This window comes from Noviherbaspirillum malthae, assembly GCF_015352985.1.
GTDB classification, from domain to species: Bacteria; Pseudomonadota; Gammaproteobacteria; order Burkholderiales; family Burkholderiaceae_D; genus Noviherbaspirillum; species Noviherbaspirillum malthae.
The window spans coordinates 36294-55650 of the sequence record NZ_JACYXF010000039.1 but is presented as its reverse complement, the minus strand read 5'-3'; the positions used below and the strand labels follow the sequence as shown (position 1 = coordinate 55650).

General features: G+C 59.7%; 19 protein-coding genes and 1 rRNA gene. 12 read left to right on the top strand and 8 right to left on the bottom strand.

Annotated elements, in window-relative coordinates:
* Window positions 1–100: ribosomal RNA gene (rrf, locus tag IGW03_RS39305) — 5S ribosomal RNA — on the top strand; the annotation flags it as partial.
* A 397-nt stretch (window positions 101–497) separates the two neighbouring features.
* The gene (locus tag IGW03_RS26415; protein WP_194725523.1) at window positions 498–1001 is read left to right on the top strand and encodes a hemerythrin domain-containing protein; all 504 of its coding nucleotides are present in this window, start codon (window positions 498–500) and stop codon (window positions 999–1001) included.
* Between the two features lie 163 nt (window positions 1002–1164).
* On the opposite strand, the gene IGW03_RS26410 is transcribed toward IGW03_RS26415, so the two are convergent.
* Window positions 1165–1656, bottom strand: coding sequence for a 5' nucleotidase, NT5C type (locus tag IGW03_RS26410; protein ID WP_194725522.1), 492 nt, complete (start codon window positions 1654–1656; stop codon window positions 1165–1167).
* Window positions 1657–1805: 149 nt separating this feature from the next.
* On the opposite strand from IGW03_RS26410, the gene IGW03_RS26405 reads away from it, so the two are divergent.
* Window positions 1806–2273 (top strand): CreA family protein, encoded by a 468-nt coding sequence (locus IGW03_RS26405; RefSeq protein WP_194725521.1) that lies wholly within the window; start codon window positions 1806–1808, stop codon window positions 2271–2273.
* 2 nt (window positions 2274–2275) lie between these two features.
* On the opposite strand, the gene IGW03_RS26400 is transcribed toward IGW03_RS26405, so the two are convergent.
* Entirely contained in the window at window positions 2276–4570 is a 2295-nt protein-coding gene (locus IGW03_RS26400) for an ATP-dependent DNA helicase (protein WP_228536106.1), read from the bottom strand.
* A 23-nt stretch (window positions 4571–4593) separates the two neighbouring features.
* Complete coding sequence (locus tag IGW03_RS26395) at window positions 4594–6237, bottom strand: VRR-NUC domain-containing protein (protein ID WP_194725519.1); 1644 nt, start codon at window positions 6235–6237, stop codon at window positions 4594–4596.
* Between the two features lie 450 nt (window positions 6238–6687).
* On the opposite strand from IGW03_RS26395, the gene IGW03_RS26390 reads away from it, so the two are divergent.
* Window positions 6688–8748: an NAD(+) synthase gene (locus IGW03_RS26390; protein ID WP_194725518.1), complete on the top strand. Its 2061-nt coding sequence runs from the start codon at window positions 6688–6690 to the stop codon at window positions 8746–8748.
* 16 nt (window positions 8749–8764) lie between these two features.
* Here IGW03_RS26390 and IGW03_RS26385 read toward each other — a convergent pair whose 3' ends face one another.
* On the bottom strand, window positions 8765–9598 hold the full coding sequence (locus tag IGW03_RS26385) for a sigma-70 family RNA polymerase sigma factor (protein WP_194725517.1): 834 nt from the start codon (window positions 9596–9598) through the stop codon (window positions 8765–8767).
* A 237-nt stretch (window positions 9599–9835) separates the two neighbouring features.
* On the opposite strand from IGW03_RS26385, the gene clpP reads away from it, so the two are divergent.
* Entirely contained in the window at window positions 9836–10456 is a 621-nt protein-coding gene (gene clpP / locus IGW03_RS26380) for an ATP-dependent Clp endopeptidase proteolytic subunit ClpP (protein WP_194725516.1), read from the top strand.
* Window positions 10457–10494: 38 nt separating this feature from the next.
* Here the strand turns inward: clpP and IGW03_RS26375 are convergent, their stop codons facing one another.
* Together IGW03_RS26375 and IGW03_RS26370 are read right to left on the bottom strand one after the other, a co-directional pair.
* Complete coding sequence (locus tag IGW03_RS26375) at window positions 10495–10656, bottom strand: hypothetical protein (RefSeq protein WP_194725515.1); 162 nt, start codon at window positions 10654–10656, stop codon at window positions 10495–10497.
* Between the two features lie 36 nt (window positions 10657–10692).
* Window positions 10693–11121 (bottom strand): tautomerase family protein, encoded by a 429-nt coding sequence (locus IGW03_RS26370; RefSeq protein WP_194725514.1) that lies wholly within the window; start codon window positions 11119–11121, stop codon window positions 10693–10695.
* A gap of 136 nt (window positions 11122–11257) precedes the next feature.
* Here IGW03_RS26370 and IGW03_RS26365 point away from each other — a divergent pair, with 136 nt between their 5' ends.
* Window positions 11258–12121, top strand: coding sequence for a LysR family transcriptional regulator (locus IGW03_RS26365; protein ID WP_194725513.1), 864 nt, complete (start codon window positions 11258–11260; stop codon window positions 12119–12121).
* A 45-nt stretch (window positions 12122–12166) separates the two neighbouring features.
* Here IGW03_RS26365 and IGW03_RS26360 read toward each other — a convergent pair whose 3' ends face one another.
* Both IGW03_RS26360 and IGW03_RS26355 read right to left on the bottom strand, forming a co-directional pair.
* Window positions 12167–13513: an MATE family efflux transporter gene (locus tag IGW03_RS26360; RefSeq protein ID WP_194725512.1), complete on the bottom strand. Its 1347-nt coding sequence runs from the start codon at window positions 13511–13513 to the stop codon at window positions 12167–12169.
* Entirely contained in the window at window positions 13510–14142 is a 633-nt protein-coding gene (locus tag IGW03_RS26355; protein ID WP_194725511.1) for a TetR/AcrR family transcriptional regulator, read from the bottom strand. Before IGW03_RS26355 ends, IGW03_RS26360 begins: the two co-directional genes overlap by 4 nt.
* A 101-nt stretch (window positions 14143–14243) precedes the next feature.
* Between IGW03_RS26355 and IGW03_RS26350 the strand changes: the two genes are divergently transcribed.
* The 6 genes from IGW03_RS26350 (at window position 14244) to IGW03_RS26325 (ending at window position 19313) form a co-directional block, all read left to right on the top strand.
* On the top strand, window positions 14244–14999 hold the full coding sequence (locus IGW03_RS26350; RefSeq protein WP_194725510.1) for an SDR family oxidoreductase: 756 nt from the start codon (window positions 14244–14246) through the stop codon (window positions 14997–14999).
* 58 nt (window positions 15000–15057) lie between these two features.
* Window positions 15058–15648, top strand: coding sequence for a 2-hydroxychromene-2-carboxylate isomerase (locus IGW03_RS26345; RefSeq protein ID WP_194725509.1), 591 nt, complete (start codon window positions 15058–15060; stop codon window positions 15646–15648).
* A 326-nt stretch (window positions 15649–15974) separates the two neighbouring features.
* Complete coding sequence (locus IGW03_RS26340; protein ID WP_194725508.1) at window positions 15975–16838, top strand: branched-chain amino acid ABC transporter permease; 864 nt, start codon at window positions 15975–15977, stop codon at window positions 16836–16838.
* Between the two features lie 2 nt (window positions 16839–16840).
* A complete protein-coding gene (locus IGW03_RS26335) occupies window positions 16841–17851 on the top strand; it encodes a branched-chain amino acid ABC transporter permease (protein ID WP_194725507.1) in 1011 nt (336 codons plus the stop codon).
* 3 nt (window positions 17852–17854) lie between these two features.
* Complete coding sequence (locus IGW03_RS26330) at window positions 17855–18619, top strand: ABC transporter ATP-binding protein (protein ID WP_194725506.1); 765 nt, start codon at window positions 17855–17857, stop codon at window positions 18617–18619.
* The gene (locus tag IGW03_RS26325) at window positions 18606–19313 is read left to right on the top strand and encodes an ABC transporter ATP-binding protein (RefSeq protein WP_194725505.1); all 708 of its coding nucleotides are present in this window, start codon (window positions 18606–18608) and stop codon (window positions 19311–19313) included. Before IGW03_RS26330 ends, IGW03_RS26325 begins: the two co-directional genes overlap by 14 nt.
* Window positions 19314–19357: the final 44 nt, after the last annotated feature.

Here is a 19357-nt window from a genome sequence, read left to right as displayed (position 1 = left end):
GCGAGTTGGTCCCACCCCTTCCCATCCCGAACAGGACCGTGAAACGACATCGCGCCGATGATAGTGCTGCAACCAGTGTGAAAGTAGGTAATCGTCAGGCTAGTTCTACCGCATCAGCCCTGCCTCCATCCGGACGCAGGGCTGTTTGCTTTGCGCGGACGGAATTGCAGCACATGCGCAGTGCATGCCCGGCGCGTGCTCGGACAAGTGTGCCATCGCGTGATCCGTAGCAGGCCGCGGCGGGTGATCCAAGATTCCGGCCAAGCTCCTGTTCTTGATGCCGGACGATGTACTGCGTGGCACAGATTATTGCCGTCCAGGGCACATTACACAATTCCCTTCCATACCTGATCAAAAACGTACCGCATATCATGGCGCGTTCTTCCATGCCGACTCAGGCGTCATAAAAGTCCATATTGTTTCCGACAGTACCTTGTTATCGGCTCGCGGTTTTCTACACTTCTACCTCTAGCCAAAGATGACATAAGGAGCATTGAATGGATATCGACCCCAATGAGCATCGCAGCCAATCAGGATTTCCCGTTGATCAACCATTGGAAGCTTTGAAAGCGGACCACGCATTCGTGAAGCAGTTGTTCGAGCGTTATACGACGACGCAAGACATGAAGGTCAAGCAAGAAGCCGGCCCTCGGATTCTGGAACTGCTTGAAATGCATACGAGCCTGGAAGAAACGGTCTTCTATCCTGCGGTTCATCAGATCGACGCTTCTCTTATTGATCATTCCGAACAGGAACACCAGGAAGCTAAACAACTAATCGACCAGCTCAAAAGCATGCAGGTCGGGAGCGCGCAGTACGACCAGATGATGGTGCAGCTTCGTGATGCCATCATGCAGCATGTCCAGAGCGAGGAGCAGAAGCTTTTCCCCGAGGTGCAGCAGTCCGGCATGGACTTGGCGCAACTGGGCATACAGATGCAAGCCTATGAGGCAAGCATGGTCAGCGATCAGGCCCGCGCATCCGATAAACGTGCGCACTGATCTATCGATCGAGTCAGACCTTTGCGAATCATTCTTCGCCTTCTCTCCGTAAGCGTGAGGGAAGGCGTTTCCTTGCACGACGCAAAGCTATGGATTGGAACAGGCCTTGCTCCGCCTGCTTTTCAGGCGGCTACTCCCCGGCAGCTATCAGCAGCGATAGCCGTTATTTCTCGTTCTCATAAATTGAGATCAATTCCTGCAGAGCTTTGATCGTTGATGCATGGTCTCCCTTGTGGAGAATCCCATGCCCACCTCTTGCGATCCACTGTTCGATATTCTCAGGCGTGTCGTCAATCAGGACCTTGTGGGGTCCGCTGTAGTCCTGCTTGAGTTTTTTCGGCACGACATGGACCGTGAATTCGGGTCCGAAAATGCGCGCCACCCATTCCTTTTTTTGCTGCTGAAAGGTTTTGTTGGAAGGGGCGCCGGTGAGGAAGACAGGTTCAAGGTCGCGCGTCGCCTCCCACAATGCCATGCATCCTTCGATAAGTTCCAGTTTGGCGAAGAAGCGCTTGTCGGAGTTGATCATTTTCCAGAGCCGCGATCGATCGAGCTGACTGGGATGCTTGCTGGTGAGATGCTTGACGCGAGCGTCGAAATCGGCAAACACACCGTCGAGGTCCAGGAAAACTTGAAGTTTGGGGTGAAGAGACATGGTTCCTTGAGAAAAGCATTGACGTAGGCATCCAGAGGAAATCGTTGCCGATCGCGGCCGTTCTGCCGATAGACAGGTGAACCGCGTCAAGCGTTCGCGAGCGAAATTGGCGTAGCATGTTCCTACATGTCATCATCATAAGGAAAATCATGCGCTTGCTCGCTATTCTTCCATTGCTCCTCGGCACGTTGACTCCCGTATTTGCGGAGCAGATCGGCGAAGTCGATACGGTATTCAAATTCATCGGCCCCAATCACAAGATCGTTGTCGATGTATTCGACGATCCCAAGGTATCAGGCGTGAGCTGTTACATGTCACGCGCGCGTACCGGGGGCATCAAGGGTGCCATCGGCGTTGCGGAAGACAAATCCGAAGCATCGGTCGCCTGCCGGCAAGTCGGCGAAGTACGTTTCAATGGCAAGGTACCGCGTCAGGAGGAAGTGTTTTCAGAAAGGGCATCGATCCTCTTCAAGCGCGTACGTGTCGTGCGCATGGTCGATCAGAAGCGCAATACACTGATTTACCTGGTTTATTCCGACAGGGTGATCGAGGGCAGTCCTCAAAACAGCGTGACCGCCGTACCGGTGCCGGCGAATCTGCCGGTACCTGTCCAATAAGCTCAGGTTTCCAAAGGAGCGGCGGCACGGACGGCAGTGCGCATGGCTCTGCCATGCTCCATCTCGACCTTCCACCATGCGGGCAGCAGTTCTCGCACCTCGCCGCGCGCGAAGCGGTCGTCGATCAGGAACACGACGCCTCGATCGGTTTGCGTCCGGATCACGCGGCCTGCAGCCTGCACCACCTTCTGCATGCCTGGATAAAGATAGGCGTAGTCATAACCCGAGCCCGCACCGAATACTGCATCCATGCGCTCGCGGATCTGTTCATTCACAGGGTTGTATTGCGGCAGGCCGAGCGTGGCGATGAAGGCGCCAACCAGCCGATCTCCGGGAAGATCCACGCCCTCGCCAAAGGCGCCGCCAAGCACGGCGAAGCCTATGCCTTTTCCTCCGGGCGCGAACCGCGCAAGAAAGGCTTCCTTTTCGTTTTCCTGCATCTGCCGCTCCTGCGCCCATGACGGAATGCCGGGATGCCGCTCCCTGATCAGGTCGGCCACCTTCTGCATGTAGTCAAAGCTGCTGAAAAATGCGAGATAGTTGCCGGGGTGGGCGGCATACCGTTCCGCCAACAAGTTGGCGATAGGTTCGATCGACCGGTCCCGATGCTGGTAGCGCGTCGAGATGCGGCTGACGATCTGCACCGACAGCTGTTCGGCGGAAAAAGGAGAATCCACGTCGACGCATACCGTGGATGCAGGCAGCCCGAGCGTGTCGCTATAGAAGTACCACGGGCTCAGCGTGGCGGAAAACAGGATTGTGGAGCGGCTTGCGGCAAAGCGAGACTCGAGAAAGGGCGCCGGAATGATGTTGCGCAGGCATAGCACGGCATTGCCTGCGTAGCCGTCGGCATGCGATGTCTTGGAGATATCGAACAGGGAGTGCTTGCCGAACGCCTCAAGCAGGCGTGAGAAATGCAGCGCATCGAAGTAGAACCGCTGCAGCGCATGATCGACGGCTACAGGATGTTCAATGAAATATTCCGTGATTTCGGTGATGGCCTGCTGCAGCGAGGTCGAGAACTTCTCGGGCACCTCAGCATGAACCTGATAAGGCAGGGTCTGCTCTTTGTGCAGCGCGTTCCATTGCCTGTTGAGCCGGTCGAGAGATTTCTGCAATATCGCTGGCGCGGTTCTCCGCAGTTGCCGCAGCGCCGCCTGGTCAAGTTCGGCACTGTACATCTTGCGGGCGCGGTCGACCAGGTTATGCGCTTCATCCACGAGTACGCCGACCTGCCATTGATTGGCGAGCGTCATGCCATGCAGCATGGCAGACGCGTCGAAATAATAGTTGTAGTCGCCCACGACCACATCTGCCCAGCGTGCAAGGTCCTGCGCCAGATAATACGGACAGACCTCGTGTGCCGCTGCGACTTCGCGCACCCTGTTCTTGTCGAGGAACTTCACTTCGACCGCAGCTTGCCGCGCCGCCGGCAAACGATCGTAAAACCCTTGCGCCAGCGGGCAGGATTCGCCATGACAGGCTTTGTCGGGATGCTCGCATGCCTTGTCGCGCGCGGTCAGTTCCAGGACGCGCAAGGGCAGAGAAGAATCCGACTCGCCGATGCAGGCAAGCGCGTCGAGTGCAAGGCCGCGCCCGGATGTTTTTGCGGACAGGTAGAAAATCTTGTCGAGCTTCTGGCCGGGACAGGCCTTCAGCATTGGAAAGAGCGTGCCCACCGTTTTTCCGATCCCGGTGGGCGCTTGCGCCATCAGGCACAGGCCGCCGGAAGCCGCCCGATACACCGCTTCCGCGAGCTGGCGTTGACCCGGGCGGAAGGATGCATGCGGAAAACTCAGGTCAGTCAGCGCCGCATCGCGCCCTGCACGATGCTCCAGTTCCTGCTGCGACCAAGCCAGGAAGCATTCGCACTGCTGTTCGAAGAAGGCCTGCAGATCTGAAGCAGCATGCAGTTCGGCAAGCAAGGTTTCCTTCTGGCTGCCGATGTCGAAATAGACCAGCGCCAGATTCACTTCCTGCAGGCCTCGCTCGCGGCACAGCAGCCATCCGTAGATCTTCAGCTGCGCCCAGTGCAGGGAACGGTGGTTTGCAGGCATGCGATCCAGATCGCCGCGGTACGTCTTCACTTCTTCCAGACGATTGAGCGCCGGATCATAGCCGTCCGCCCGACCCCGAACCAGCAAGTGCTTGTACTCCGCACTGAGCGTAATTTCGCTTTCGTAGCCGGCGGGGCGGCGGCTCGCCACGATGGCGTGACCCGCGATGCCTTCCTGCGCTGTGGGCGCCGGCGTGAAACGCAGGTCGAGATCGCCGCGCTTGGCGGTGAACTCGGTCATGGCGCGCACTGCGACCGCGTACTTCAACAGCTGGCCTCCTGCCATTGCACATAACAGACGGTGACCGGCATGTCGTGCTGGGCGCAGAATTCCAGCCAGCGCACCTGGTTATCCTGCAGCCGGTCGCCCGGGCCTTTCACCTCGATCATGCGATAGCGCTTGTCCTGCGGCCAGAACTGGATCAGGTCGGGAAAGCCGTTGCGGTTGGAGCGGATATCGGCAAGGATGCGCCGGAACCATTTCTTCAAATGCGCGGGCGGAATGCAGTCCAGCGCCTGCTCCACCAATGCCGGCGAGACCGCGCCCCAAGCGACGAAAGGCGACTGGATATAAGCCTTGGCATTCAGGTTGACGAGTATCGTCTGCCGGTATTCGCCGCTGTCGAGCTGCGCCAGGCATTGTTCGAACTGGGGTTGGCGGCGGCGGTGAAAATCGGGTGCCGTCAGATCCGACGGCCCGCTGTGAAACGGATGGAAGAAGGCGCCCGGCACGGGATGAAAGATCGCCTGCCAGCACAGCAGTCCGAACAGGGAATTGATCAGCGTGTTCTCGACATAGTAGGCCGGCGCCGCATCCGAGCTCAGGTGGGTGCGCACCACATGCTCGACATGCATCTCGGTCTGCGGCTGCGGAAGAGTGAGGGCAATGCTCTCGACCGGCGTGGCCTTCGTTCGCACGATTTTCGCCGACAGTCCAAGCTTGCGTTTGAGGCGTGGAAGAATGCGTTCGAGCTGCTGATGTTCCGCATCGTCTTCCGGGTTCTCGGCAGCCTTGAGCGCAAGTGCATGCGCGGCCTCGAATTGCTCGCAGCGCTCCATGACCCGAATTGCGCGGATACGCGCGCCGGCATAAGTGCATCGGGCATAAATCTCCAGCGCCTCGTCCAGCATGCCGCTCTTTTCGCATTGCTGGCCGATGCCGAACAGCAGCTTGGCACGGCGTCCTTCAAGCCATGCATTTTCGAACGGTTGCGCCGGCACCTCCGGCAGGATGTCCAACACCGGTTCGCCTTCATAAAAGCGTTGCCGGCATCGATGCAATTGCAGGTAATGATCGACATCCTCGCGCGTGCGAAATGCCAGCGATGCCGAGGTCAGAGGCACCTGTTCATATTTGAAGATGCCGAGATCGGCGAGCACGAATTCGGTCCAGTCCTGCCGCAAATTGCCGAAGAACATCAAGCGGAAGCGGTCGCACATTTCCCCGATCAGCAGACGGTACAGGCAGTCGTCGAACTGCGGACACCATTCCCCGAGCGGACGCTCGCCGGGATGCAGTTCGCGCAGCGCCTCCAGCTGATCGGCCTTGCGGGCGCTGGCCTCGAGCTTGAATACGCCGGCCAGCTCGGGTTTGGTCAGCAGGGCAAACAGGCCGTCGATAGACAATGGCGGATCGGCGCCTACCCATCCCTGTTCGATCAGAGGTGCCACCGCTGTGCGGGTGCAGCCGATCTCTTCGTAGTGCAACTTGGAAAGGCGGAAGAGATCGCCCCTGCGCATGATCATTCGCACCAGCAGGGCCTGCGACGGCTGCGGCAGATCGTGGAACGCTGCAATGAAGGCGCTTTCACTTGCGTTCATCAAGCCTCGGTAATGCCGGCCTATCCATTCCACCACGCGATGGAAGTTGTCGAGATAGTAAAGGGGATTGTCAAGAGTCCTGATCATGCTGAAGTCGCCGTGCCGCAATAGTTTTCGCGCTATGCGGAGGCATTACGGGGATGCCTGTATGTACGCGGTGATAGATTCATCGAAGAAAGATTGTGTGCAAGCTAATTGTTGCCGCATGCATGCACCAGGCAATTATGCGCGGGCCTGCATGCTTCCGCAATACAAGAAAGTTAAGCCTGAGGCCGTATGATCGCTGTTGTCTTTCTACGTTTTCGTTCAGGCCGGTATTGATCTGGCGCGAATAGTCCCAGATGTTAAAGTAGCGAAAGTTGCAAGACGATGCACGGTGAACTTGTCCGCACTGAAACATGCCAAAGAGTCAAGAACAGTGAATGTTCAAACCGTATGACACTTCAAGGCCGGTCTCAGCGCCACAAGGCTATAGTTTGATTCATCGTCGCTGTTCGCAAACATCCATTCCCTCATTGTCGAATTCGAAAAAACCAGATGAGCAACCGTTTCCTCAATCTCTATTCCCATGGCTTCGCCCGCGTCGCGGTTGGCGTTCCCGTCTGCAAGGTCGCTGACCCCGCCTACAATGCCGAACGCACTCTCGAGCTTGCGCGAAAGGCTGCCGAGGCAGGCGCTGCGCTGGTTGTGTTTCCGGAACTGGGCTTGTCCGCCTATACCTGCGACGACCTGTTTCACCAGTCCGCATTGCTGGAGGCCTGCATCACAGCGCTGGCTTCCATCGTCGACGAGTCCAGAAAGCTTCCGCTTGCGATGGTGGTCGGCATGCCGATGCGGGTCGATCATCTGCTGTTCAATTGCGCGGTCGTGGTTGCCAACGGCCGCATCCTCGGCGTGGTGCCAAAAAGCTATCTCCCGAATTACGGGGAGTTCTACGAGGCGCGGCAATTCAATGCCGCCGACTCCGCAACATCGGAGCGGATCGAGCTGCTCGGGCAGGACGTTCCTTTCAGCCCGACGACATTGTTCGCCGCCGCAAATCTTCCCCTGTTGCGCTTTCATGTCGAGATCTGCGAAGACCTCTGGGTGCCGATCCCGCCATCCTCGTTCGCCACGCTGGCGGGCGCAACGGTGCTGATCAATCTGTCGGCGTCCAACATCGTCGTGGGCAAGTCGGGCTATCGCCATCAGCTGGTTTCGCAGCAGTCGGCGCGCTGCCTCTCCGCCTATCTGTACAGCTCGGCAGGCAAGGGTGAATCGTCGACCGACATGGCCTGGGACGGACAGGCGCTGATCTATGAAAACGGCGCGCTGCTGGCCGAGTCGGAGCGCTTCTCGGACGACCCGCACCTGATCCATGCCGACGTCGACCTCGAGCGCCTTTCGCGCGAACGCATGCGCGCTACCACCTTCGGCGATTCGGCGCGCCGGCACCGCGACGAGGTGAGCAGGTTCAGCACGGTGACTTACTCGGTCGATCTGCCGCTAGACCGGATACTGCCGCTGGAACGCATCGTCGAACGCTTCCCGTATGTGCCGGCGGACCAGAAGCGGCGGGACGAACGCTGCTCCGAGGTCTACAACATCCAGGTGCAGGCGCTGGTGCAGCGCCTGTCGGCAGCGGGCATCAAGAAAGTCGTCATCGGCGTATCGGGCGGGCTCGATTCCACCCATGCGCTGCTGGTTTGCGCCAAGGCGATGGACAGGCTGGGCCTGCCGCGCACTAATATTCTCGGCATTACAATGCCGGGCTTCGCCACCAGCGACCGTACATTGAAACAGGCGCGCGAACTGATGGAAGTCGTCGGCTGCTCGGCCAGCGAAGTCGACATCCGTCCCAGCTGCCTGCAGATGCTCAAGGATATCGGCCACCCGTATGCGGAAGGGCAGGAAGACTACGACGTGACATTCGAGAACGTGCAAGCCGGCGAACGCACCAGCCACCTGTTCCGCATCGCGAACTTCCATAACGGCATCGTGATCGGCACCGGCGACCTGAGCGAACTCGCGCTGGGCTGGTGTACCTATGGCGTGGGCGACCAGATGTCGCATTACAACGTCAATGCCAGCGTGCCAAAGACCTTGATCTCCCATCTCGTGCGCTGGGTGGCCGAGACTGGCCAGATCGGAGAATCAGGTTCGGATGTGCTGCACCATGTTCTCGACACTGAAATCAGCCCCGAGCTCGTGCCGGGAAAATCGAAGAACCGTCCGGAGCAGAAGACCGAGAGCGTGATCGGGCCGTATGAGCTGCAGGACTTCAATATGTATTACACGCTGCGCTTCGGCTTCTCGCCCTCGAAGGTGGCATTTCTCTCGCTGTCGGCATGGGGCGACAAGGAAGCCGGAAACTGGCCCGAGGGCCCGCATGTTGCGCGCAACGAGTATGACCTTGCCGCCATCAAGCAGAATCTCGGCATCTTCCTGTACCGCTTCTTCAAGCTGAGCCAGTTCAAGCGCACCTGCATGCCGAACGGACCGAAGGTCGGTTCCGGCGGATCGCTGTCGCCGCGGGGCGACTGGCGCGCGCCGAGCGATTCGGAAGCATCGGTATGGATGGAGGACCTGAAGCGGATTCCGGATCAGGCCGGGGAGTAAGCTGCGCGAGCATCCTTCACGCAGGCTGCCAATGCACCTGCGCTTCCAGCGGCTGCAGATTGACGGGATCTGCTTCGCCGGCAAAGTACCTATCTTGCACGATGGCTTTGCCCATCCATGCCCTGCAAGCCGCTCGGGCCAGCATATGCACCAGCAGGCACGCGGCGAAAGAGGATGCCGCCGTTCCTCCTTGCGAGGTACGCATGTCCGCGCCCGGTCCGATTGCCGCCGGCAGGCACAGGAGCCGCATCAGGGCGCGGCAGTCGCCGCCCTGGAAAGCACGGACGCACTGTCTGGCCAACTCCCTTCCATCCGCCGCCGGCAGGCGAATGCCGCGGCCCTGGTTTTCCAGGCGCTGCCTGGCTCGGCTGGCGATCTGACGGCAGTTCGCCACGCTTTTCCCGGTCAGGGCGGCAATTTCATCGAAGTCGAATTCGAATCCTTCCCGCAGCACCAGTATCTTTCTTTCATCTTCCGACAATACGCCGAAGAGCAGCCGGAAGCCGTCGGTCAGTTCGGACAGCAGGGCAGCATCGCCTTGCGCGCCGGATCCGCCAGCAGGTATGTCGCTATCGTCGGGTCCTGCCAGCGTCAGCAGCGAGATTGCATGACGTTCACTTTTTCTCAGACGATCGATGGCAAGACGCGTGGCGACCGTGGTCAGCCATGCCTCCGGCGTCTGCAGGTCTGAACCATGCTGGTCCTGCCAGCGCAGGAAGGTGTCCTGTACTACGTCTTCCGCTTCGGCGCGGTCGCGGAGTATGCGGCCGGCGTGGCCCAGCAGGCGCTGGCGAAATGCCAGAAAGACCTGCAGCTTCCGGTCGTCCGTCTCGGTCATATTGTTTTTCATTGAGTGCTCCGGAAATGCGTCGAAAGAGTCGGCATGCAGAGCAGCATATTGCAAATCTTCTGTCCCTGCCTCAGGCAGAACTGCTCCGATATCTCCTTGACGCGCAGGGGAACGGAAACGTGACATCGGCGATAAAAAATATTGTTGTCATGACTGCGTCCTTACAAGCGTCATGCATTGATGAAACCTTGAATCGTTTCCCCTTCGTGCATTTCGATTTCTGCAAAGGACTTTTTCATGCAATCACCGCAGTTTCCCCAACAATCGATCGGCCTGATTCCGACTGTCATTGAACAGACCGGCAGAGGCGAGCGTGCCTTCGACATCTATTCCCGGCTGCTGAAGGAACGCATCATTTTTCTCGTCGGGCCGGTGACCGAGCAGGCGGCCAATATCGTCATCGCCCAGCTGCTGTTCCTTGAATCGGAAAACCCGGAAAAGGATATCTCCCTGTATATCAACTCTCCCGGCGGGTCCGTCTATGCCGGCCTGGCGATAGACGACACCATGCAGTTCATCAGGCCCGATGTCTCGACCTTGTGCACCGGCTTCGCGGCGAGCATGGGCGCGCATCTGCTCGCCGCCGGTGCCAAGGGCAAGCGTTTTTCGCTGCCGAATTCACGCATCATGATTCATCAGCCCTCGGGCGGCTCGCAGGGCACCGCCGCGGATATCGAGATACAGGCCAGGGAAGTCCTGTATCTCCGCGAACGGCTGAACGGCATGCTTTCCGAACGAACCGGGCAAGCGATGGAAAGCATACGACTGGCCTCGGACCGCGACAATTACATGTCCGCCGATGCTGCGGTGCATTTCGGATTGATCGACCGCGTCCTGCATGCGCGTCCCGGGGACTGAGCCGTTTCGCCGGCAGCGCCGGTGTCCGAACAAGTCCGTCATGCCTGCAGACGCAAAAGCATTTCCACTGCAAGGCAGGCAAGACCGCCCGAAAAAGCCAGGGAGAAGGCGAGTGCGGCGGCGACTGAACGCTTTTCATTGAAGGACAATGAAGACGTGATGTCTTCGTAATAGTCGATGTCGCAATAGGTTGTGCTCATGAAAATTCTCCAGATCAGGTGTTTAAGAAGCCCGGCTTATTGCGGCGCCAGAGCGGGTGATTGTCCGGGTACGTTGGCTCCGGGGAGTGCGTACTGTGCAATGCCGTTGCCGAACGACCAGTTTTCCTTTTTCGTCTCCAGCAGGTTGATGATGACGTCGGATCGAGGTATACCGGTGCGCCCTGTGATGCCATCCGCGATATGCCGGTACAAGGTCTGTTTCATTTCCAGGCTGCGGCCCTCATTGCAGGTGATCTGGATGAAGACGGCGTCGGCGGTATGGCGGATGCCGAGATACTCGGGAGTGCAGATGAAGTCCTCCGCAGGGTGTTCGCTGATGACGTGAAAAACGTCGTCTGCAGGCACGTTGAAGGTATTGACCAGTGCGTGGTGGATGGCTTCCGAGATATGGTTTTTTACGGCGGCGGATTTGCCTTGAGCAAGGGAAATACGGACGAGCGGCATGGCGGTTCTCCTTTTGAAAGTTGATTCAAGCAAGCGCTGCAGTGGCTAGGTTTCATGTCGACACCTGCAATATATGGCGCTAAAATACATTTGTAAAATTGAAATAACTGTTGAATCACTTTAGCCGAACTCATATATGGGCCTGCCATTACTCGAACTGGATGTGCTGAAAACATTTGCAGCCGGCATCGACGTCGGCAGCTTTGCCCGTGCAGCGGAAAAGATCGGCAGGTCGCAGTCGGCGGTCAGCCTGCAGATGAAGAAGCTGGAAGAGCAGCTGAATATTGCCCTGTTCGAGAGGCAGGGGCGCTCGCTCGCGCTGACCGCGGCAGGCAAGACCCTGTACGACTATGCGAAACGGATGCTCGAACTCAATGAGGAGGCCGTCGGCGCGGTGCGCGGCATTGCCGTGGACGGTGAAGTGCGCTTCGGCATGTCGGTCGATTTCGAGAATACCTGGCTGCCGGCCACGCTGGCGCGCTTTTCCCGTTCCCATGGCAATGTGGCAGTGGAAATCCGCATGGATCGCAACGCGGTGCTCTCGGCCCAGGTCGAGCGCGGCGAAATCGACATCGCGCTGCTGTTCACGCACGACGGTGGACCGGGCAGCGAACGCATCGCCGATGTCGGCATGGTCTGGATCGGACAGCCGGATCTGTCATGGAGGCCGGAACAGCCGCTGCCGCTGCTGTTGCTGGAGCAGCCCTGCGCGTTCACCCAGGCTGCCTTGCAGGCGCTGGATGCGGCGCGGATCAAGTGGCGCATGGTGGCGAGCAGCCCGAGCCTGGGCGGGTTATGGGCGGCAGCGGAGGCGGGCATGGGCATCACGGTGAGAACCGGTGTATCGATGCCGCGCGGCTTGGTCGATCTGGGCAGTGCGTTGGCGCTGCCGCCGCTGCCCAGCATCGGCCTGTGGATCAAGCAGTCGCCAAAGGCGGAGAGCCAGGCGGTGCAGCGTCTGCGCCAAGCTTTGCTGGATGTGCTGCACGAGCAGCTTTAAGGGCGAGAATGCAAGAACGCATTCGAGTCCATCACCGGTCTTGACCTAGCGCGCCGACCAGACGGCGCGCCGTACCCCGATGGCGCCGCAGAGTCCGTAGGCCACCAGCCCGAGCGCCACACCAAGGAAATGCCCGCTCATGCCCATGCCGGCGACATCGGCGAACAGCCAGCCGCCGCCGACCGCCAGCACGATTCGTGAGAGAGCCGCAATGACGGGCCATTTCATGCGGCCGGCACCCATCGAAGCGAAATACAGCGCCATGCCCAAGCCGAGGCCGCCAAAGGCTGGTCCGATGAAACTCAGGGCGATCGAAGCAATGGCGGACACCTGCACATCTTGCGTAAAGAATGCCGCGAAGCGGCCGGAGTTAGAAGCGACCAAAAGTCCCAGCAAGGCGGTCGCGGCAAAGGTCACAATCCCGCCCAGCCAGGCGAGGCGTCGCGCGGTCGGCCAGTCATTGCCTCCCGCCGCCTTGCCGACCAGCGCCGTCAAGGCGGAGCCCACGCCGAATGCCAGCGGAATGATCAGAAATTCCAGACGCGCGGAAATGCCGTAGGCGGCGACCGCGGCGGTGCCGTATTCCCGCAGCTGGCGCGTGACGAGGATCGTCGTCAGATTGGCGATGGCCGCGAGCGCGCAGGCGGTAGCGCCGATGGCAAGAATGCGCTTGAAGAGCGTGGCTGTCAGCCTTTGCCTGAAGATCGGCATGAATCCGGCGCCGCCGCGCGTAACGACAATGGCCATCGACAGGGCGGCTGCGATGAATACCAGCGCGAAGGCGGCGCCGATGCCGGCCAACCCCATGCCGGCCGGTTCGCACAGCAGCCAAGCCAGCGGAGGGAATACGATCCAGGTGAGCGTCAGCGTGCGTGCGGCGAGCGCATGGCGTCCGCCGCCGCGCAGCACCGAAGCCAGAGTGTTGGCGAGCCAGGACGGCACGGCGCCCAGTCCGAAGAGGAGCAGCACGTAAAGATGCGCAGCTTCGGCAGCCGCCGGGCCGGCAATCGCTTCCAGCATCGGCCGGCCGAACAGGCAAAGCCCGAGGGTGAAGGCGAGACCGGCCGTCAGGGCAATCATCAATGCATGCATCACCAGCGAAGAGGCTTCGTCGGTGCGTGACGCGCCAAGCGCTCTTGCGATGGCAGACACCACGCCGCCGCCCATCGCGCCGGTGGACATCTGCTGCATCAGCAGCGCGAACGGCAGGATCACGGCCCATCCGGCGAGGGCTGCCGTGCCCTGGCGCGCCGCAAGCCAGGTTTCCACCAGCTGGGCGATGACTTGAAGTATCGCCACGAACGTCGTCGGCGCGGCGAGGGCGAAGACGTTGCGCAGCAGCGCTGCATTGGCCGGCGCCGGCGCGTCTTGCGCAAGGGAGCCCGATCTCATTGTCGCGGCACCGGGTTCTTGCGCTTGGACTTTGCACTGGCGGGCTTTTGCATGCTTGCCGCATTGTTCAGTCCGCCGACGGCCTCCTGCAGGAATCGTTTGCTCGACTCGATGAGGGCGCGTTGGGACTTCTGGTCAGGCATGGTTCTCGCCAGCAGTATCGCCCCGACCATCTGGCAGAGAAATGCCCATGCACGATCCTTGTCGCCCAGGCGCTGCGCCAGGATGTCGATGCCCTTTGCCAGCTCCCTTGCATAGGCTTCCTTGACCTCGCCGTCGGCGCGTGCGATTTCGGCCCCTAGCGTCGGCAGCACGCAGCCCGCTTCAGGATGCCGCACATGGCTCATGCAGAGATAGCGATCGAGCTCGTAGCCGATCCACTCTGCGGCGGTCTCGTGCGGATTGGCGGCCCACATCTCGTTGCTGGCCCGCAGTTCGCTTTCAACCAGCGCCTTGAGCAAGTCGTTCTTTGAAGCGAAATGGCTGTAGAAGGCGCCGCTGGTCACGCCGGCGGCTTCGGTCAGTGCATCGACGCCGGATGCGGCGAAGCCGCGCTCCTTGACCAGCGCGCCGCCGGCCTTGAGCAGTTCCTTGCGCTTTTCTTCCTTGTGTCCGGGCGGATATCTCATCTTGATGCAGTCGGCAGGATGTTGAGACGGGCTTGACAGTGCGGCTGATCATAACATAACGTTCGTTACCATAACTGCCGTTATCCAATCGGAGACATGCCATGCAGCAGACGACGCCTGCCACATCTGCAACTCGTACAGGTGCGGCACTGATAGTGGGAGCAGGGGACGCCACAGGCGGCGCCATTGCAAAGCGCTTCGCAAAGGAGGGCTTGGTTGTCTGTGCAACCCGCCGCAGCGCCGACAAGCTGCAGCCATTGATCGACGAGATTCGCAGCGAAGGCTGCCAGGCTTACGGCTTTGCCTCGGATGCGCGCAAGGAGGAGGAGGTCGTCAAGCTGATCGACGACATCGAGCGCGACATCGGGCCTATCGAAGTCATGGTGTTCAATATCGGCGCCAACGTGCCATGCAGCATTCTTGAGGAAACGGCGCGCAAGTATTTCAAGATCTGGGAAATGGCCTGCTTCAGCGGCTTTCTGGTAGGACGCGAAGTGGCGCGCCGCATGGTGACCCGGGAACGCGGCACGATCATCTATACGGGCGCTACCGCCGCCCTGCGCGGATCAGCCAACTTCGCTGCATTTGCCGGCGCCAAGCATGCGCTGCGGGCACTGGCGCAGAGCATGGCGCGTGAACTCGGACCGAAAAATATTCACGTCGCCCATGTCGTGATCGACGGCGCCATCGATACCGAGTTCATCCGCGACAATTTCCCCGAGCGCTATGCATTGAAAGATCAGGACGGCATCCTCAATCCGGCGCATATCGCCGACAATTACTGGCATCTCCATACCCAGCCGCGCGATGCCTGGACCCATGAGCTCGATTTGCGGCCCTGGTCGGAACGCTGGTGACGCTCTTCAAACGGCTGGCTGCGGCTTATCTTTGCATTCTTCCCTTCCGGAGGTTGTCATGAGCAGGAAAGTGGAGTTTTTCTTCGACGTCGGCAGTCCCTACAGCTATCTCGCCTATCACCAGCTGCCGAAGATCGCGCAGGCCAAGGGTGCGGAAATCGTCTGGAAGCCCATGCTGCTGGGTGCGGTGCTCAAGGCAGCAGAAAATCAGAGTCCGATGGCGGTACCGCTGAAGGGGCAGCATCTTCTCACCGACCTGCAGCGCTGGGCCGATCACTTCGGCGTGGTGTTCAACCAGAATCCGCATTTCCCCATCAATACCTTGCAGTTGATGCGAGGCGCGGTCGGCATGCAGATGGCCGGCGAGGCGGAGTTCCGGCGTTATCTCGCAGCCGTGTTTCATGCGATGTTCGGGCAGCCGCGCAATCTCAACGATGTCAATGAAGTTGTCGCGCTGCTGACCGAAAACGGTATCGACCCAATGCGCTTCCAGGAAATGATCAACGATCAGGCGGTGAAGGATGCCTTGAAGCGCAACACCGACGAAGCCGTCGAACGCGGCGTGTTCGGCGCACCGACCTTCTTCGTCGGCAACGACATGTACTGGGGACAGGACCGTCTGCATTTTGTGGAATCTGCGCTGGGCTAAGCCTTTACCGTTCTCCTTACCATTTTTCACTTGCCCGGGCGGCAGAACTGCACCCCGGGCATTCTCTTATTTCCCTCTGAGCTGTACCGCTGTTCCTCATTCCGTAAAACTTGATGTGAAACGGGCCCAGCCTCGCCAAATCCGCATCTCTCCGTCAGAAACTTGCAAGCTATTATGATTTTGTTTTGCTGTGCAAAACATCATTCCAAATTTATTGACACGACCGTTCGCTTTCGGTAGCTTTCGTACAACTAGAAAGCGGACAAAAAGTCCGTTCGATGCCTTCGGTTTCCCGGCTGCATGGCAACTCTTTTGGAGACGACAATTTGGAACTCATACTTCAACAGGTCCTTAACGGACTGACGCTTGGGGGTGTCTACAGCCTGGTTGCTTTGGGCCTCACTCTCGTCTACGGCATTCTTCACGTACCCAATTTTGCACATGGCGCCTTCTACATGGCCGGCGCCTATGCCGCCTTCATGTTGATGAGCAAGTTCGGCATCAATTACTGGGTCGCCATGGCAGGCGCCGCTGTCGTGGTGGCTCTCTTGGCCGTTGTCGCGGAACGCCTCGTGTTTCATCCGCTGCGAAATTCTCCCGGCCTGCATCACATGATCGCGGCCATCGGCATCCTGCTGTTTCTCGAGTCTGGCGCACAGGCGCTGTGGGGCGCGGATTTCCATCGCATGCAGACGCCTTATAGCGGCATCATGAATTTCGGCGGACTGGTGATGCCGCAGCAGCGCTTGCTGATCATCGTCGCCGCGTTCGGCCTCATGGTGGCGCTGCATCTCTTCCTGAAGAAGACCACAACCGGCGCGACCATCATCGCAATGGCTCAGAACCGTGACGGCGCTGCGCTGGTCGGCATCGATCCGAACCGCGTGGCCATGATGACCTTCGCCATTTCCGGCGCGCTGGCTGCAGTCGCTGCCGCACTCTATGCGCCGATCAACCTGGTGTATCCGGCCATGGGTAATCTGGTGATTACGAAAGCATTCGTGATCATCGTGCTCGGCGGCATGGGCAGCGTGCCGGGAGCGATCGTCGGCGGCCTCATCATCGGCTTCGCCGAAGCCTTCGGCGCCTTCTACATCTCGACCGACTACAAGGACATCATCGCCTTCGTGCTCCTGGTCGCCATCCTCTCGGTTCGTCCGGAAGGCCTGTTCACGAAAGGAGTGCGGTAAGCATGAACTATCTCGAAGGCAAACTTGGGTGGACCCTGCTGCTGATCCTCGGCCTGGTCTTTCCGCTGGTGGCATCCAATGATTACCTGCTGACCGTGATGTCGCTTGCATATATCTACGCAATCGCCACCATCGGCCTGAACCTGATCACCGGCTATACCGGCCAGTTCAATCTGGCGCACGCCGGCTTCATGGCGATCGGCGCCTATACCGTCGGCATTCTCACGGTCGACCACAAGGTCTCGTTCTGGTTGGCGTTCGCGCTGTCGGGTTTCGTGTCGGCCGGCATCGGGGTGGTGGTGGGCATCATTTCCCTGCGCCTGAAAGGGCACTTCTTCTCGATCTTCACGCTCTGCGTCGGCTACATCATGTATCTGCTGATCGAGAAGTGGGAAAGCCTGACCCACGGCACGGTGGGCATCATCGGCATTCCCGCGCCGGAATCGATCTTCGGCATCGACTTCGAAACACCGCGCGCACAGTATTATCTGGTGCTGTTCTTCCTGGTACTGAGCGTATGGGTGATGCATCGCATCGTGACCTCGCTGCTCGGCCGCACCTTCATGGCGATCCGCAACAGCGATGACCTCGCCGAGGCGCTAGGCATCAACCTGATGCGCAACAAGGTGCTGGCTTTCGTGCTGTCGGTTTTCTATGCTGGCTTCGCAGGCGGTTTGTATGCCGGGTCGGTTCGCTTCCTCGGTCCGGGCTTGGCCGGCGTCGAGCATACCTTCGACATGACCATGTTCATGCTGGTGGGCGGCATCGGTACCCTGTTCGGACCGCTGCTCGGTTCGATCTCCATGCCCTGGCTGACCCAGTATCTGCAATTCCTTCAGGACTACCGCTTCATCGTCTTCGGTCCGATCCTTGTTGCGCTGGTGATCTTCCTGCCCAACGGCATCGTCGGCACCTATCTCGCCTGGAAGGCACGCAATGCGTCGCGCAAGGCAAGCGCGGCTGCGCCGGTCAAGCGCCCGACAGTGATGGCAACCGCAAAACAGGAAGGATGATCCATGCTGCAGATTGAAGGACTCAACAAGCGTTTCGGCGGCCTGCATGCGGTGCGCGAAGTATCGACCACGATAGAGAAGGGCAAGATCAACGCCATCATCGGACCGAACGGTGCCGGCAAGACCACGTTTTTCAACCTGATCAGCGGCGCGATCAAGCCGACTTCGGGCCGCATTATTTTCGACGGCCAGGACGTGACCGGCATGCGCGCCGACCAGGTGGCGCAGCTCGGCGTGTCGCGCACCTTCCAGGCGACCAGCCTGTTCGACCGTGCCACAGTGCTCGACAACCTGATCGTCGGCCACCGGCTGCGCACACGTTCGGGGCTGATGGACGTGCTGCTCGGCACGCGCCGTCTGAAGGAGGAGGAAGCCAAGTGCCGCGAGAAGGCGCGCGAGGCACTCGACTTCGTCGGCCTCTCGCATGTGGCGAACCGCATCGCGGCCGACATTTCGCAGGAAGAGCGCAAGCGCGTCGCGTTTGCGCTGGCACTGTCTACCGAACCCAAGCTGGTGCTGCTGGACGAGCCGGCCGGCGGCGTCAATCCGGAAGAAACCGTCGGCCTGGCGGAACTGATTCGCAAGATGGTGAAGAGCGGCCTGACGGTCTGCCTGATCGAACACAAGATGAACATGATCATGAACCTCGCGGACAAGATCATGGTGCTGAGCTACGGCGAAAAAATTGCCGAAGGCACGCCGGCTGAGATCCGCTCGAATCCGGTCGTCATCGAAGCTTATCTCGGGAGTGAACATGCTGCGGCTTGAAAACGTATCGGTCAACTACGGCAGCTTCCGCGCGCTGGACAACGTCAACATCCATGCGAAGGAAGGCGAGCTGGTGGTGCTGCTGGGCGCGAACGGTGCCGGCAAGAGCTCCATCTTCCTCACTGTGAGCGGCCTGAACAAGGCGGCAAGCGGCAGCATCAAGTTCGGCAGCAGGGAACTGGTGGGCATGCAGCCGTCGCAGATCGTGCATGACGGCGTGGTGCATTGCCCCGAGGGACGCAAGCTCTTTCCCGGCATGTCGGTGCTGAAGAACCTGATGCTGGGCGCCTATGTGCACCGCAAGGACAAGGCCGGCGTGCAGAAGACGCTGGACGAGGTGTTCGAGCTGTTCCCCATCCTGCATGAGAAGCGCGAGGCCAATGCCGGCTCGCTGTCGGGCGGACAGCAGCAGATGGTGGCCATCGGCCGCGCACTGATGGGCCGCCCGAAGGCGCTGCTGCTGGACGAGCCTTCGCTGGGCCTTGCGCCGCTGGTGGTCAAGCAGGTCTTCGAGGTGATCCAGAAGATCAACCGCAGCGGCACCACGGTGCTGCTGGCGGAGCAGAACGCCTTTGCGGCACTGAAGATCGCCAGCCGCGCGTATGTGATCGAGAACGGTCACATCGTGATGGAGGGCTCGCAGGATGAATTGTTGAATAACGAGCAGGTGCGCAAGGCCTATATCGGCGCCTGATCCACCCGGCATTTGGCGCATTTAACGCATGCAGTAACCGGAAA

Bases quoted from the DNA above. Each gene is read 5' to 3' on its own strand.
- IGW03_RS26415 (WP_194725523.1), top strand. From the start codon at position 498: ATGGATATCGACCCCAATGAGCATCGCAGCCAATCAGGATTTCCCGTT.
- IGW03_RS26410 (WP_194725522.1), bottom strand. From the start codon at position 1,656: ATGTCTCTTCACCCCAAACTTCAAGTTTTCCTGGACCTCGACGGTGTG.
- IGW03_RS26405 (WP_194725521.1), top strand. From the start codon at position 1,806: ATGCGCTTGCTCGCTATTCTTCCATTGCTCCTCGGCACGTTGACTCCC.
- IGW03_RS26400 (WP_228536106.1), bottom strand. From the start codon at position 4,570: ATGACCGAGTTCACCGCCAAGCGCGGCGATCTCGACCTGCGTTTCACG.
- IGW03_RS26395 (WP_194725519.1), bottom strand. From the start codon at position 6,237: ATGATCAGGACTCTTGACAATCCCCTTTACTATCTCGACAACTTCCAT.
- IGW03_RS26390 (WP_194725518.1), top strand. From the start codon at position 6,688: ATGAGCAACCGTTTCCTCAATCTCTATTCCCATGGCTTCGCCCGCGTC.
- IGW03_RS26385 (WP_194725517.1), bottom strand. From the start codon at position 9,598: ATGAAAAACAATATGACCGAGACGGACGACCGGAAGCTGCAGGTCTTT.
- clpP (WP_194725516.1), top strand. From the start codon at position 9,836: ATGCAATCACCGCAGTTTCCCCAACAATCGATCGGCCTGATTCCGACT.
- IGW03_RS26375 (WP_194725515.1), bottom strand. From the start codon at position 10,656: ATGAGCACAACCTATTGCGACATCGACTATTACGAAGACATCACGTCT.
- IGW03_RS26370 (WP_194725514.1), bottom strand. From the start codon at position 11,121: ATGCCGCTCGTCCGTATTTCCCTTGCTCAAGGCAAATCCGCCGCCGTA.
- IGW03_RS26365 (WP_194725513.1), top strand. From the start codon at position 11,258: ATGGGCCTGCCATTACTCGAACTGGATGTGCTGAAAACATTTGCAGCC.
- IGW03_RS26360 (WP_194725512.1), bottom strand. From the start codon at position 13,513: ATGAGATCGGGCTCCCTTGCGCAAGACGCGCCGGCGCCGGCCAATGCA.
- IGW03_RS26355 (WP_194725511.1), bottom strand. From the start codon at position 14,142: ATGAGATATCCGCCCGGACACAAGGAAGAAAAGCGCAAGGAACTGCTC.
- IGW03_RS26350 (WP_194725510.1), top strand. From the start codon at position 14,244: ATGCAGCAGACGACGCCTGCCACATCTGCAACTCGTACAGGTGCGGCA.
- IGW03_RS26345 (WP_194725509.1), top strand. From the start codon at position 15,058: ATGAGCAGGAAAGTGGAGTTTTTCTTCGACGTCGGCAGTCCCTACAGC.
- IGW03_RS26335 (WP_194725507.1), top strand. From the start codon at position 16,841: ATGAACTATCTCGAAGGCAAACTTGGGTGGACCCTGCTGCTGATCCTC.
- IGW03_RS26330 (WP_194725506.1), top strand. From the start codon at position 17,855: ATGCTGCAGATTGAAGGACTCAACAAGCGTTTCGGCGGCCTGCATGCG.
- IGW03_RS26325 (WP_194725505.1), top strand. From the start codon at position 18,606: ATGCTGCGGCTTGAAAACGTATCGGTCAACTACGGCAGCTTCCGCGCG.